General features: G+C 35.3%; 19 protein-coding genes. 11 read left to right on the top strand and 8 right to left on the bottom strand.

Translation table 11 applies throughout. The features are described from left to right. Positions 1-79: 79 nt before the first annotated feature. The 8 genes from BW951_RS04615 to BW951_RS04580 all read right to left on the bottom strand — a co-directional run bounded on the left by BW951_RS04615 (position 80) and on the right by BW951_RS04580 (position 9,873). Positions 80-3,178, bottom strand: a complete 3,099-nt coding sequence (locus BW951_RS04615) for an efflux RND transporter permease subunit (RefSeq protein WP_076390702.1) — start codon at positions 3,176-3,178, stop codon at positions 80-82. A gap of 242 nt (positions 3,179-3,420) precedes the next feature. Next, positions 3,421-4,506: an efflux RND transporter periplasmic adaptor subunit gene (locus BW951_RS04610; RefSeq protein ID WP_076390701.1), complete on the bottom strand. Its 1,086-nt coding sequence runs from the start codon at positions 4,504-4,506 to the stop codon at positions 3,421-3,423. Positions 4,507-4,508: 2 nt separating this feature from the next. Beyond that, positions 4,509-5,750, bottom strand: a complete 1,242-nt coding sequence (locus BW951_RS04605; protein ID WP_084196358.1) for a TolC family protein — start codon at positions 5,748-5,750, stop codon at positions 4,509-4,511. Between the two features lie 247 nt (positions 5,751-5,997). Next, on the bottom strand, positions 5,998-7,362 hold the full coding sequence (locus BW951_RS04600) for an ATP-binding protein (protein WP_076390700.1): 1,365 nt from the start codon (positions 7,360-7,362) through the stop codon (positions 5,998-6,000). A 1-nt stretch (position 7,363) separates the two neighbouring features. Continuing rightward, positions 7,364-8,044, bottom strand: coding sequence for a response regulator transcription factor (locus BW951_RS04595; protein ID WP_076390699.1), 681 nt, complete (start codon positions 8,042-8,044; stop codon positions 7,364-7,366). Between the two features lie 396 nt (positions 8,045-8,440). After that, the gene (locus BW951_RS04590) at positions 8,441-8,752 is read right to left on the bottom strand and encodes a hypothetical protein (protein WP_027380903.1); all 312 of its coding nucleotides are present in this window, start codon (positions 8,750-8,752) and stop codon (positions 8,441-8,443) included. A 1-nt stretch (position 8,753) separates the two neighbouring features. Beyond that, positions 8,754-9,200, bottom strand: a complete 447-nt coding sequence (locus BW951_RS04585; protein ID WP_027380902.1) for a hypothetical protein — start codon at positions 9,198-9,200, stop codon at positions 8,754-8,756. A gap of 13 nt (positions 9,201-9,213) precedes the next feature. Further along, positions 9,214-9,873: a helix-turn-helix domain-containing protein gene (locus BW951_RS04580; protein WP_051289362.1), complete on the bottom strand. Its 660-nt coding sequence runs from the start codon at positions 9,871-9,873 to the stop codon at positions 9,214-9,216. Positions 9,874-9,984: 111 nt separating this feature from the next. On the opposite strand from BW951_RS04580, the gene BW951_RS04575 reads away from it, so the two are divergent. The 11 genes from BW951_RS04575 to BW951_RS04530 are packed head-to-tail and all read left to right on the top strand — an operon-like array spanning position 9,985 to position 14,589. Further along, on the top strand, positions 9,985-10,227 hold the full coding sequence (locus tag BW951_RS04575; RefSeq protein ID WP_027380901.1) for a hypothetical protein: 243 nt from the start codon (positions 9,985-9,987) through the stop codon (positions 10,225-10,227). A gap of 1 nt (position 10,228) precedes the next feature. Beyond that, positions 10,229-10,426 (top strand): hypothetical protein, encoded by a 198-nt coding sequence (locus tag BW951_RS04570; RefSeq protein WP_027380900.1) that lies wholly within the window; start codon positions 10,229-10,231, stop codon positions 10,424-10,426. 56 nt (positions 10,427-10,482) lie between these two features. Continuing rightward, positions 10,483-10,860, top strand: a complete 378-nt coding sequence (locus BW951_RS04565) for a hypothetical protein (RefSeq protein ID WP_027380899.1) — start codon at positions 10,483-10,485, stop codon at positions 10,858-10,860. 4 nt (positions 10,861-10,864) lie between these two features. Then, the gene (locus BW951_RS04560) at positions 10,865-11,176 is read left to right on the top strand and encodes a hypothetical protein (protein ID WP_139326100.1); all 312 of its coding nucleotides are present in this window, start codon (positions 10,865-10,867) and stop codon (positions 11,174-11,176) included. A 54-nt stretch (positions 11,177-11,230) separates the two neighbouring features. Further along, positions 11,231-11,527 (top strand): hypothetical protein, encoded by a 297-nt coding sequence (locus BW951_RS04555; RefSeq protein ID WP_027380897.1) that lies wholly within the window; start codon positions 11,231-11,233, stop codon positions 11,525-11,527. Continuing rightward, positions 11,514-12,236 carry an ERF family protein gene (locus BW951_RS04550; protein ID WP_027380896.1) on the top strand — a complete coding sequence of 241 codons (723 nt, stop codon included), beginning with the start codon at positions 11,514-11,516 and terminating at the stop codon, positions 12,234-12,236. The genes BW951_RS04555 and BW951_RS04550 overlap by 14 nt, the downstream gene beginning before the upstream one ends. A gap of 11 nt (positions 12,237-12,247) precedes the next feature. Then, on the top strand, positions 12,248-13,249 hold the full coding sequence (locus tag BW951_RS04545; protein WP_175608784.1) for a PD-(D/E)XK nuclease-like domain-containing protein: 1,002 nt from the start codon (positions 12,248-12,250) through the stop codon (positions 13,247-13,249). Positions 13,250-13,251: 2 nt separating this feature from the next. Next, a complete protein-coding gene (locus BW951_RS04540; RefSeq protein ID WP_027380894.1) occupies positions 13,252-13,689 on the top strand; it encodes a hypothetical protein in 438 nt (145 codons plus the stop codon). After that, entirely contained in the window at positions 13,686-13,853 is a 168-nt protein-coding gene (locus BW951_RS22645) for a hypothetical protein (RefSeq protein WP_155845030.1), read from the top strand. The genes BW951_RS04540 and BW951_RS22645 overlap by 4 nt, the downstream gene beginning before the upstream one ends. Beyond that, positions 13,854-14,309 (top strand): HNH endonuclease, encoded by a 456-nt coding sequence (locus tag BW951_RS04535; RefSeq protein ID WP_034753003.1) that lies wholly within the window; start codon positions 13,854-13,856, stop codon positions 14,307-14,309. It begins immediately after the preceding gene. Further along, positions 14,296-14,589, top strand: coding sequence for a nucleoside triphosphate pyrophosphohydrolase family protein (locus BW951_RS04530; protein WP_027380893.1), 294 nt, complete (start codon positions 14,296-14,298; stop codon positions 14,587-14,589). Before BW951_RS04535 ends, BW951_RS04530 begins: the two co-directional genes overlap by 14 nt. The last annotated feature ends 2 nt before the right edge of the window (positions 14,590-14,591 follow it).

Raw genomic sequence — 14,591 nt, 5'->3', positions numbered from 1 at the left:
TTTAAATAATCCAATAAAGTCTTTTGTCTCTTTTGCGGTTAAATTTAAAATGAGTTTAAAATATAATTGAAAGAAATGATCAGATCTGTTGAGATTTTTTAGTTCGGTTGAAAATCCAGAAAATAATCGGGAAAATCAGCAGGGTTAAAACAGTTGCCGTAATTAATCCTCCGATAATGACGATTGCCAAAGGTTTTTGGGATTCTGATCCGATTCCTGTGGATAAAGCAGCAGGCATTAATCCGATGGATGCCATTAAAGCCGTCATAATCACAGGACGTGTTCTGGATTTCACCCCATTCAGCAGTGAGCTGTCCAGATCCATTCCGTTTTTAACATTCTGATGAAATTCTGTAATAAGGATGACTCCGTTCTGAATACAGATTCCCAAAAGGGCAATCATTCCTACTCCGGCTGAAATTCCAAAATTAATTCCGGTAATGTGCAATGCGATAATTCCGCCAATTAAAGCAAAAGGAACATTTGCCAGAACCAGTAAAGAATCTTTTATGTTTCCGAAAAGGATAAATAAAAGGAAGAAAATTCCTAAAATACTGATCGGAACAACCTGCGTCAATCGTTTTGAAGCTCTCTGCTGATTTTCAAACTGACCGGTCCATCCTACAGAATATCCGTCCGGAAGATCAATTTTAGCAACCGCTTTCTGCGCATCGGCAATCGTACTTCCCAAATCACGGTCGCGAATGGAAAATTTAATCCCAATGTATCTTTTAATATCATCTCTGTAAATAAATGCAGCTCCGTTGTCTTTTTCAATCGTGCTGATTTCTTTTAACGGAATTTTAGCACCGTCCTGTGTAGGAACCATTAAGGCTGCAATATCATTTTCATCCTTCCTGTACTCCTGCGAATAACGGAGACGGATCGGGAATTTTCTTTCGCCGTCAAACATTTCCGAAGCGGTCTTACCTCCGAAAGCCATCTCCAGAACAGACTGCGCATCATCGGGCATTACTCCGTAAGCCGCCATTTTATCCCTGTCGAGGACTACGCTTACTTCCGGCTGACCGATATTTTTAATAATTCCGGCATCTTTTACGCCTTTAATATCCTTTACCTCTTTTAAAACTTTTTCGGCAAGTATATCCAAAGTCTGAAGATTATCTCCGTAGATTTTAATTCCGTTTTCTGCCTTGAAACCGGCAACTGCTTCAGCTACATTGTCTGAAATCGGCTGGGAATAATTGAATGTAATTCCCTGATAATTTCTTAATTTTTTATCGATTTCTTCAATCAGTTCTTCATAGGTGATGTTCCGTTTCCATTCTTCTTTGGGTTTAAGATTCACGGCAAACTGTACAAAACCAAAACCATTCGGGTCGGTTCCGTCATTACTTCTTCCAGTCTGCGCGAGAACATCTGTGACTTCCGGAAAACTCATAATGTCTTTCTTGAGAAGATCGGCTGTATTCAGAGATTCTTTTAATGAAGAACTCATCGGCATTTCGGCGGTAATCCACAATGAACCTTCATTTAACTGCGGTAAAAATTCGGTTCCTAAAAATTTTCCTGAAAATAAAGTCACGGCTAAAAATGAAAGAGAAACAATTAAGCTGAGTTTTTTATGTTTAAAGGTAAAATTGAATCCTTTTAAAACAATTCTATCCCAGAAATTCACGAATGGATTATTTTTTTCCTTTACATTTTTATTTAAAAGGATGTGCGAAAGCACCGGAACGAGCGTTAAAGTGAAAATTAAAGCGCCCATTAAAGCAAAACCTAATGTAAATGCCAATGGCGAAAACATTTTTCCTTCCACTTTCTGGAATGAGAAAATCGGGATCAGGGAAGTAATAATGATGAGTTTTGAAAAGAAGATTGCTTTTCCAAGACCTGTTCCCGTCTGTTTGATCCAGCCTGCTTTTGCCAGTTTATTGAATTTTTCATCACCGTATTTGTGGGCTTTATGGTCGAGCATCACAAAGAGTCCCTCCACCATGACAACCGCTCCGTCAATGATAATTCCGAAATCTACCGCTCCGAGTGAAAGTAAATTTGCGCTCATTCCCGCGAGTTTCAGACATAAAAAGGCAAATAATAAGGATAAAGGAATGATGATGGAAACGATAAGCGTTGTTCTCCAGTCTGCCATGAAAATCAAAACAATTACCGTAACCAGAACAATTCCTTCAATAAGGTTGTGCATTACGGTGTGCGTGGTGAAATCCATCAGATTATCACGATCGTAAAAAGTGACCATTTTTACATCTTTCGGCAGCACTTTTTCGTTGAGTTCTTTAATTTTTGCTTTTACGCCGACCAAAACTGCACGCGGATTTTCTCCTTTCCGCATCACGACAATTCCTTCAACAGTGTCTTCCTGATGATTGAGTCCCGCCTGTCCTACTCTCGGCATCGAGCTTTCGTGTACTTCTGCAACATTTTTAACGAGAACAGGGTTTCCGCTGTCGTTCTGGATGGTAATATTTCCGATATCGGCAACAGATTTCACCAAACCGATTCCACGCACCACATAAGCCTGTCCGTTTTTCTCAATAACATCACCGCCAACATTCAAATTACTTTTTGTAACGGCATCATATACCTGAAGCGGCGTTAAATTGTATTTATCTAATGCTCTCGGATCGATGCTTAATTCGAACACTTTGTCCTGACCTCCGAAAACATTGATGTCTGCAACACCGGGAACTCCTCTCAAAGCACGGTCGATTACCCAGTTTTGTAAGGTTAACAGTTCTCTGGAATCTTTGGTTTTGCTCTGTAAAGTATACCTGAAAATTTCTCCGGTGGGTCCGTAAGGCGGCTGAACTTCGGGATCCACTTCATCAGGAAGACTCACCGTCCGAAGCTGATTATTCACCTGATTTCTGGCAAAAATATCGTCTACTCCATCGTCAAAAAGAATCTTAACAATGGAAAGTCCGAACATTGTGGTACTTCTTACACTGGTTTTCTTCTGAACCGGACTCATTGCCAATTCAATAGGTGTGGTAACGAAACGTTCTACTTCTTCGGCACTTCGCCCGTTCCATTGGGTAATGATGACAATTTGGGTATTGGTAACATCGGGAAAGGCTTCAATGGGCATATTTTTGAAGCTGATGAATCCTGCCACCGCCAGAATCGCTACCCAAATAAAGGTGAATGCTTTATTTTTTAACGAAAAAGCAATGATATTTTTAATGAATTTGTTCATGATGGATTTTTTTTGACCTAAAAAAGTCGTTGAATTCTTTTAACGCAAAGAGCGCAATGATTTTTGTAACTATTGTTCTGCGTATTCTCTTTCACTCAGCGAAGATCTTTTGATTTTAACCATTAAGGATATGTAAGGAGTTAAGAATTGTTAAGTGGCTCATAAACGAGTTTAAAATATCATTAGATATTTTCTTCATTCAACTTAATTTCTTAATTAAAATCTTAATGGTTTAAATACAATCAGCTATTCAAAGAGCGGTAAATCAACAACTGATTGTTTGTGATTACCTGTTCTCCTTCGGATAGACCTTCGGAAATGTAAGTAACGTCTCCTACCTGTTTCAGAACTTTTATTTCTTTCACTTTTACATCGGTTCTGGATTTATAAATCACCACAAAACTTCTGTTATCATCAAAAATTACAGCTTTGGAAGGGACAGTAAGTGCTGTGGTATTTTCCGAACTGGTTACTTTGATGGTTGCCTTACTTTCGGGGATCAGCAATCCGTTTTGGTTATCGAGTACTACTCTTGCCTGCATCGCGTTGGTTTCCGGATCTATGATTTTAAAAATTTTATCAATTTTTCCATCAAACACTTTATTCGGATACGATAATGTGGAAACCTGCGCTTTCATTCCGAGGCTGATTTTATCAATATCAGATTCGTTAACGTTCATGATTGCCCAAACGTTGGTGGTATTGGCAACATCAAAAATATTATCGCTTCGGTCACTTCTCAACTGCATATCTTTATTGATGTTTTTCTGAACAATATATCCGCTGATTGGCGCAACAACGCTGTAGATATTTCCTTTTTTTACATTATACACTGTACTCACTGCACTTGCCCGCTGCAACTGATCCTGTGCTTTCTGAAGCTGGCTTTTGGCTTCCAGAACGTCTCTTTCGGTATTCAGTTTTCCTTCGTACATTTCTTTGGCAATGCGAAGATTATTTTTGGCAACAACCAAATCTGTTTTTGCATCGCTCACATCTTTCTGCACTTCCGCCAATTCTGTACTTCGTATAGTGGCGAGAACCTGACCTTTGGTTACATGATCGCCCAGTTCAACATTAACGCTTAAAACATTTCCGCCGACCAAAGGATAGACATCGATGTAGCTGTTTTTGTCTGCCGAAATCTTTCCGTAGAAATTATAATCATCTTCTATATATTTTTTTTCAACTTTTGCTAAATCGATTGAATTCAGCATCGTGTTGCTCAGTTCAAATCCTTTTTTTGCCTGCGGTTTTGTTCCTTCCTCTTTTTTGGAGCAAGATAAAACAGACAGGGCAATCATTACCGGAATTATATAATTTTTCATGTTTAATAGAAGATTTTCGTTTGTACTAGTTGATTCAATTGTTCTGCAGACTGCATGATCCCGTTTTTCATATCATAAATCTGAAGTGCGGTTTCGCGGTAACTGTCCATAAAGTCTGTAAATTCAATAAGACTGATGTTGCCTTTCCTGAAATTATTCAGCATCCCGTTGTAGACCAGTTCCATATTATTAAGATCGGTAGATTTAACCTGGCTGAGCTGATCGTATTGTGTTTTCCATATTTTGTAAGCCGACTGTACTTTTGTTTGGAGGTTCAGCTTTTGAAATTCTGCATTTTTCTGATTCTGCTGAATGGCAAAATTGGCTTTATCCACATTTCCTTTATTGGATTTCCAAAGCGGAAGAGGAATTCCGACCATCAGATTGACTTCATTTTTGAAGGTTCCGCCATTCTGATCCCACCCTGCTCCGAGATTAAGATCAGGAACGTTTAAAGATTTCTGCCATTGCGCATAAAGCTTACTGTTGTCGATTAATTTTAAATTATATTGATAATCGGCATTGTTTTCGAGTGCTTTTTTCTGAAGTTCCGCTTCGTCGCCAAAAGGCTGAGCGGCAAAAATTTCTTTCGCTTCAGAATCGGAAAGCTGTGGTTCTATATCTTCGGTGGTTCCAGTAAGAAGTTTCAGAGTCTGTTCAAATTCAAGAATATTTTTATTGATTCCTACTTTATCGTTATTCAACTGAATGACAATACTTTGCAGTCTAACTTCGTCTTTCAGCGAAACATTTCCTTTGGCAGACTGTATTTTGTAGGCAGCCAGAAGATCGTTCATGTAACCAAGCTGTTTATTGGTATTGTCGAGTTTTAGCTTTTCGTAGTAAAGTTCAAAGTAAGTGGAACGAAGCTGGGATTTGAGATCAACCAAAAGCTGTGCAAACTGAAGCTGCGCCAGTTCCTTATTGGATTTTGCGAAGGCAATTTCATTCTTTTTTTTGCCCCCCATGTAAATTAATTGGGTTACCTGCGCTCCTTTTGCGTGTCCCGCATCGAAAACTTTTCTGTCTTCGGGGTTGTATGCATTAATTTGTCCGCTCAACTGCGGAAGTTCCCAGATTTTAGCCTGCAAAATATCTGCATCAGCTATGTTGATGTTGTACTGTTCGGCAAGCAGTTGTAAATTGTTCTTCTGGAAAGCTTCTTCGCAATCCCGAAGCGACATTTGCTGTTGTGCCGTCATGAATGAGGAAATGACGATGAACAGCCCTGCAAATTTGTTCATTTTATTGATTTTATGATACAAAAATGCCTTTCTGCTATTAAAATGCTCTTAAAGAATGCTTAAAAAAAAATTAAATTTGTTAAGCAACAATCCATAATTCTCTCATTTAAATTAAGTTATGAGTTCATTATAGTATTAATTCAATTCATGTAAACGCTAAGTTTGCAAAGATTTATTTAAAATTTTTGGGAATATTTTCGTTCGCAAGAGCCGAATTACGTAAATATTTTTAGATTAATTTAAAAAATTATTTCACAAAAATCACACTGAACTTATTGAGGAGATCTGCCGGTGAAGTATAGATAATTTGTGCGCCGTGATATTCGAGAATTCGTTTAACGATTCTTAAACCCAATCCGGAACCTGAAATATTCTGAGAATTTTTTCCTCTTTTAAAGGCTTCAAAAAGTTTTGCCTGTTCTTCTTTCGGAATGGTGTTTCCATGGGAAATGACATCAACAATCAGATGTTCGTCATTTTCTTTAATCAATACATCCACTTCCACATCATCGGAATAGATGGCTGCATTTTTAAATAAGTTGATGAAAACAATATCGAGTAAAGACTGAATTCCTTTAATGGTTAAAAGTGCATCTTCAGAAGTATCTTCGGAAATCAGAAAATCCAGTTTTAATTTGGGGTAGCTTTTTTCAACCGCTTCAAAGGATTCAAAAATGACTTCATCAATTCTCACTTCTTCGTAAATACTCTGGATATTTTCCCTGTCGAATTTGGTAAGCAGCAAAAGTGAATTGGTAAGATCCGAAAGCTGATACACATCTCTTTGAATCTGTCTTAAAGATGATAAAGTTTCAGGAGAATGTTCTCCGAATTTTATTAAATTTTCAAGCTGAAAAGCCATTCTTGTAATAGGAGTCCGTATTTCGTGAGAAGCACTTGCGGTAAAATCTTTCTGCGACTGGAAAACGTCGTCCAGCCTCCCAATCATTGTGTTAAAAGATTTTGCCAGAACATCAATTTCGTCATTAGAATTACGAACCGGAATCTGTGTTGTTAATTTATGTGCCGTAACTTCAGAAATTTCCTGATTAAGATCTTCCAGAGGTTTTAGAAACTGCCCCATGAAATAATAACTGAAAAAACCGATGAGAAGCGCACTCATCACATAAGCTGTTATTAAAAGATATTTAAGATACGCCAGTTTTGATTTTCCGTTGGTGTCGAAAGCACTTGTTAAAATATAATAGTTTTCTCCGTTGATGGTTCTTAATGCCGCATAAATTTCAGGAACCGTCTTTTCGGAATAGATTACTTTTTTTTCGTCGAGTTCTTTCAGAAGTTCATTATCCCAGGTTACATTGCGGTCTTTAATGGTGCTGTAGATCAATTCTTTTTGTCCGTTGAAAATTAATATGGTTTCATTTAAAAGAATGTTATCTGAATTTTCATTAAAAAAGACAGGTGCTTCTTCTTCAAAATCTTTAGACTTGGCAATGAAATGGGAAGTGAACTCCAGTCTCTGTCTGAATCTTTCTTTGAATTCTTCTCTGCGGAAATCATTAAAAGACATATAAATAACTACCATTACAATAGCAAAAAGCAATGAAAAAGCAATACTGAGATTGAGCGCGATCTTCCTTTTTAAAGACATTCTATAACGGGCTTAGATAATATCCGAAACCGGAACGGGTGTGGATAAGTTTTACTTTAAAATCTTTATCGATCTTCTTTCGTAAAAAATTGATGTAGACTTCAACGGTATTGGTGTTCGTATTAAAATTATGTTCCCAAACGTGTTCCGTGATCTGCTGCTTGGAAACCGTTCTTCCCTGCGCTTCGGCAAGATAAACCAACAACTGAAATTCTTTCAGGGTAAGATTGATTTCATTTCCGCCACGATAGACTTTCTGTTCGGTTTTATTTACTATCAGATCATCGATTCTTATAATTTCCTGATCCATATTCTCAGAAGGCGCTTTTCTTCTCAGCAAAGAATTGATGCGTAATAATAATTCTTCAAACTGAAATGGTTTTACCAGATAATCATCCGCCAAACGTGTAAAGGCATCTTTCTTATCGGAAAGATCTCCATAAGCCGAAATAATGATGATGGGCGTATTTTTATCGAAAGAACGGATGGTCTGACAAACGTCTAGTCCGTTAATTTTCGGAACATTGATGTCCAGAAGATATAAATCGTAGGAACTGTTCCTAATCTGGCGAAGAAATGTTTCCCCATCATAAATCTTGTCGCATGTAAAGTTATTTGACTCCAGAAATTTGCAAAGTTCCGCTGAAAGAATTAAATCGTCTTCCAATAAAAGAATGTTCATCGAAAATTATTTTATACGAATGTAACGAAATTTTTGATGATGGTAAAGGAATTCAAAAGTGCAGGAATTACTTTTAATTGAATTTTAAGATTTGTACTGAATGCTTCTGAAAATTTTAATCCTGAAAAATCCAATGAATTCAAATTGTTTTTATGGAGAGTGTTTAACAGAATCGGTAAGGTAGGCCTCGCTATTTTTAGGTTTTATGAAAGTTTTTAAATATTTCAGACAAAATTCATACATAAAAATAAAGGCAAAAAAATATCCCGAAAAAATCGGGATATGATGAGAGCCAACTACGGGACTTGAACCCGTGACCTCTTCCTTACCAAGGAAGCAAACTTTTTAACAAAAATAGATTAACGTTGAAAATCAATCATTTACGTTTTATTAATTTTAATTATCTATTATCTTATTTAGCTTAATGTTACCGTTGATGTTACCCTTCTTTTTTAATTTTCTAAAGGGTTGATCGGCTAAACCAAAGAAAAAATTTGAATCTGCATTAAAAACCTCACATATCAACCTTATATGCTCAGCTGTGAAATGCCAGGATTGTCTATCAGGATATTTATCTTGATTCTTAATATTAGAAAATACAAATTTGGTCATACCAATCGGAGTATAGAAATCCCGATCAAATCTTATCTCATTTAGATTTTTAAGGATTTGTACAAATTCTAATATTTTTTGATCTGAAGTAGTCATTTTAATTATAGTCTTTTAAAACATTACCCTCATTATCAATTTCAGCCATCGAACTTGAATCCTTTTTAGCTCCATAATCATTCTCCCCAGAAAAGAAAACATTTGTATACCAATAATCTTTATTGATAGGTCTTATCACTATTGAATACGGTCTAAAAGTTGAGGGACTTTTAAGTTTATATTTTGCGTTTTCAGCAGCTGATAAAATAATTTTATCTACTTTTTTTAAATCAAAATTTAAAACTGTTTCATCACCAAAAAAATCAAGTTTCACAGGGATGCTTTCATTCTTTCCATTTTCCAAAAAAATCTTTTTTTCTATATGTAGTTTACCATCTTTAAAAATCAATTCTTTTTTCTCGATAAAATTAGAATTTGGAATTACCTCAGTTGTTTGCGCAAAACCTAAAGTTGAGATAAGTAAAAAGATGAACAATATTTTTCTCATGATCTTTTATTTTTTACATTGATATTCTTTCAAATTGAGCCCAAGCTATTAGTTGATAAAATCTTGATACAAATTCTATCGGAACCTCTTCAGGCTCATATTGGGTTTGATTAAATTCAGGAAGCGGATCCGGAATTAAAGTTAAATACCCTTCCTTTTCCTTACTTCTTTTCACAATTTTCACTGTTCGAAGTTCATTTTTCATAACTATTCCATATAATTCATTTGTTGGAAAATATGTTTGCCAATCTTCAATTAATCTTAATCCTATGATTGAACGATGAGGGATTCTACGTGAAATGGAATGACCAATCAAATTACAAGCAAACTCGGCTTTATCGAATTCTGGATTATTAATATAAAAATCCGGCCTTACTTCTGAAAAAAGAACTTCACTACTCCATCCTCCGGCAAAATCAACGTTATAAAATGGAATGCCTAGTTTAACTCCGTCTTTAGGAAGTAACAAATTTTCCCTTTTAGTTACATTATCAAGACCATTCTCATTTCTTAACTCAAAAAAATTTCTGATAAGTAACCTTACGCTATCAGGAATATTACCCGATTTCTCATAATTATTTATGGTTTTTCGAGAAAGTTTTAATTCATCAGCTAATTCTTGCTGAGTTAATCCTAATTTCTTTCTTTGTTCAGATAAATTAAATTCGCTCATTATCAATAAGTTATACAATTAAAGAGAAAATTTGTTACATTTTATTTTTTTATATGTAACTTTTTGTTACTTTTGCTATATCAAATTGATATTACAAAAAGAAATTTCAAAATGAAAGAGCAAACAAATATAGTGAATAACAGAAAAATCAAAACTACGGTTTCCCGTAAAATTCAAGATGATTATGATTTAAGAGTAACTATTGCATCAGAAATAGGGATGAGAGAATCAGCGCTATATCTGGCTGCATACAGAAATTCAAAGACGCTTGAAAATTATTTTTTCATTGAGTCATTTAAAAAACACACTGAATGGAAAGATGAACAAATATTTGAATCAGAAATAATTACATGATATGATAGGAGAAATTAGCCCAGAAAGAGCGGTAGTCATTCTCTCCGCACTTGATAAAATAGAAACATTATCTGCCTTTGTTAAAGCTGAAATGAATACTTCTCGGGGTAGCGTAGGAACTACCCCAGGGAAGTTGAAAAAAACTAAAGCAGAACAAATAAAAGAGGAAGCCAGAAAAGCTTTCCACAAAAGAAAATAAAAAAGCCATCTGCGGTAACAGACGGCGAAAGTTTAACCTAAAAAAGTCAAACAGTAATGGACACAAAAGTACAAAACAAAAAACAATTTACAAACTCTCCAACTGAAAAAGATTTCAGAAAAGCAGTTCAATTAGCAAACAACTTAGAATTCATCGATTTTGAAGTAGACGAAAATGTTAAAATAAATAATTGGTTCGGATTATTCTTGGATGATAGCAATGCATTTTGGACGATTAAAATGACAAATGTTGGTACATACTGCCTTTATCGTGAGGATGAAAAGATTTGTTCAGTTGGAAAGGATTTAGAGAGAGAACTTGACGCTTTCAGAGAAGATCAGCTCGGCGCTGAAGAGAGAAGTATTCAATCTCATAGAGAATACTTGGCAGAACAGAGTGAATTATGGGCTAATTACGGATATGGTAGAATTTAAAATTATGAGTTACAAAGTAGAACAAACAGTTTATGATGTAGGAATTAATTTCTCTACTCAGGAAGCACAGGTTACTGAACAAAAAGTTTTATGTGTCGGCGAAAAAGCACTCTTTGTAAGTGGTATTGATGCAGTATGGGGAACTAAAACAGAAGGCACTTTATATCTAATAAATAAAGATCAGTTTATTCCTGAAAAGGTATTTTCCTCAAATACACATTCAGTCTGGACTGATGATAAAGATAAAGCTAAATACTACGCTAAACAGATGAATGACATTCTAAAATTAAGATCTCAATTTTCCAAAACAGCTTAATAATTATGAAAAGAATGATCGCAATGATATTCGGGGAAAAAGTAACATTTCTCAATGTCAACTCTCGAAGATATTTCAAACAATACTGGTATAAAGGAAAATTCTATTAAAATGAGCTACAATAAAAAATCTTTCATAGCACCAGACAGCATCGATTCCATGAGTGCTATTCATTGTAAAATTTACGAAGATGGAAAAGCCATCGCGAGACTTTCAGATTGTCACGGATCAATTAGATGGCATAATCAGATAAATAATCCTGAAGGCAAAAAGGAAATGATTGAAAAGCTTGGAAATGCTATCACAGAATTACAAAACTTCAAAACACACCTTGAAAATGTCAATCTATAAAAAACTCCATCAAATTCAATGTAAAATCAATGGATTTGGTAAAGATAAAAGATCAGGCTCCGACTCTTTTGGTTATGAATATGTATCTGGTGCCAAAGTTTTAGAATTTATCCGTCCCTTAATGAACGAATTGGGCTTAATTCTTAAACAAGAAATATTATCCATCGAAAATGATCGACAGGATTACACTACAAAGGCCACTAAATGGGAAAATATAAATGGTCAAAATACTAAAGTAGAATATCAAAAACCTAAAGCTGAAATTCTTTCTAAAGTAATGATGCGCTTCACGTGGGTTGATGTAGAAACTGGCGAGAAAGACGAAAATTTATTCGGCGCAAATGGCCAGAATGAATGGGAGAAAGGTCTTGGTTCCGCTCTTACCTACGCTGAAAGATATTTCTTCTTAAAGTTCTTCCATATTCCAACAGACGAAGATGATATTGATAATGAGTTGAGAAAAAAAGTTGATGATGAAAAACCTCAAAATACTTCTCCAGCTCAAACTCCAGAAAATAAACCTGCCAATACTCCTGCTCAACAAAATAAAACTCTGCCATATCTAAATGAGAATGATGAGAACTGGAAAAATATGGAAGCAGCCATAAAAGCCGGAGAGAAAAAACCATCATTGGCAGCAATTCAGAAAAAATACAGGTTAGCAAACAAAACCGTAGAACTTCTTAAAACCAAATTTCAAATTCAATAGTTATGGGAGCAATGAAAAATTCAGCAATAGAAGCTCAAGAACAGGAAGCAGTAAATATCGCTCCTATTGAGCAACCGGATAATAGATCTGAGCGAGAGATTTTAATAGAAAGATTAATTACGAGAGACATTTCAATGTCTTACTCCAAATTAAAAAATCTTGATAGTCCTATAAATTTTATGAGTGCTTTACTTAAACCGAAAAGTAAAAATGCAGGAATGAATTTCGGAAGCTTGGTTGACTGCCTTGTTTTGGAAGATCACAAATTCCATGAAAAATTTGCAATCCTTTCAAAGGGACCATCAAAAGGAAATCAGGAAGAAATGGTAAATGATATTATGAACGCTCACCCATTAGATCTTGCAACTGATTTTGATAAAGTTTTTGAGCAGGCATTTAAAGACAATTATAAATCCGGAAAGATTGAAAATGTTTTACATCTGAAGGCATACTGCAGAGCGCTTCTAAGTGGAAAGGATTGCGTTACTCAGGAGGAATATGATAAAGCTGTAAAAATTTCTGATCATCTAAAAAATGCTCCAGACGTTGCAGATGAGTTATGTGTTTGCGAAGAATTTCAAAAGAAGATCAGGTTTGAATATATGGGTTGGAAATTCGTTGCGATTCTTGACACTTGGTCGCCTACTCTTTTTCATGATTTCAAATTCGTATCGCAACTAAACCCTGATAAATTCAAATGGGAGATTGAAAAATACGACTATGAAATGCAGATCGGAGTTTACGCAACAGGTTTGGAAATTCTGGGACTTTCCACAAATCCAAAATTTAAGTATGTACTGTACGATGATAAATTCAACTATTCGGTTCCGGAGGTTGAGGTAGGTTATATAGATTACTGTAAACGAAAATTCGAGTACTATATGATGCGTCTGAATAAAATGGTAAATGAAAGAGCCTTTGACAGATCGTACGATTATTTCAAGAGCAAAAACATCCTTTATAAACCACAATGGGCTGCAGGATTTGATATGACAATTTTTCAAGACGAATAATTATGAAATCTATTGAAATCGAAACTCTCATTCGTGATGGAAAGTTCCGGCAGAATAATGATTTCATAAAGAAGGCGGTACAACAATTCGAAGGCAAAGAAATCACTCTCATATTTAAAAGGAAATATAAAAAACGTTCCAACGGACAAAATAGTTTTTACTGGAAAGTATGGATTCCTATTCTGCAGAGAGGTGTACTTGATACATGGGGAGAGATAATGTCAGCTGAAGATGTCCATGATCTTATTAAGATGAACTGCAACTACGAAGAAAAGATAAATGAAGATACTGGACTTTTTGTGAGAGTTCCTCAATCATCTACAAAGCTCAATACTTACGAATGGGAGTTCGAATTCAAACAAAAAATTAGACAATTCGCAAAGGACTTTTTCAACATCGTCCTTCCTGAACCAAACGAACAATTAAAAATTGAAATGTGAAAGAAGGTGACATAAAAACTCTCAACAAAGATGCAAAATTCGCCAAGAGCTTCTGGGCCAAAAAAGGTGAAAAAATAAAGATCATCGGGATTAGCGGAAATGCGGTGATCTGTGAGAGAGAAAATGGTTACCGATTTCCATGCAATATTAAAGACCTTGATTAGATGGATTTAGATATACAAAAATTCAGAAAATGGTTAGAGCAAGGTGGTTGCGACATTCTACCAACTACCAACGAATATGAAGCCCTAAAATTTAAAGGCAGAATCATAGGAATAGTTTACAAAAGTGGTAAAACATCAAATAAATATACAGCGAGAGCAATCCGGTTTTTTAAAGAAAATAAAAAATGGGATGGCTATCCTCCAAATGTCGGAAGAAAGTCGAGCTACAAAAAGGAAAAAGCCCAGATTTTAGAACGTGACGGTGATCTGTGTTTCTTCTGTAATAAAAAACTTGGCGACGACATTACGCTGGAACATTTATTAGCTCTTTCCAGAGGTGGAAGAAATGCTCTTCCGAATATGGTTCTCATGCATGAAAAATGCAATAATGAACTTTCAAACCTACCATTAATAGATAAAATAATAAAAATTAAAGAACAGTATGGCAAGACATGAAATTTATTTAAAAGCTATCGAAAAGTGGGGCGTAAGAGCTCAATATGAGATGGCACAGGAAGAAGCCACAGAATTGGCTTTAGCAGTTCGCAAACATATCAGAAATAATAATGAGGAAAGTTTCAAAAACCTTGTGGAAGAAGTAGCTGATGTGAAGATCATGATTGAACAAATGGAAATGATTAATCCCCTTTTGGGATTAAAAGTTGAGGAAATGATCGCTAAAAAAGTTAACCGCTTAGAAAAGCGTGTTGAATTAAATGATTTTGAAGCAAAATAAAT

Source organism: Chryseobacterium gambrini (genome assembly GCF_900156825.1).
GTDB lineage: Bacteria > Bacteroidota > Bacteroidia > Flavobacteriales > Weeksellaceae > Chryseobacterium > Chryseobacterium gambrini.
This window is presented reverse-complemented; position numbering and strand designations above follow the sequence as displayed.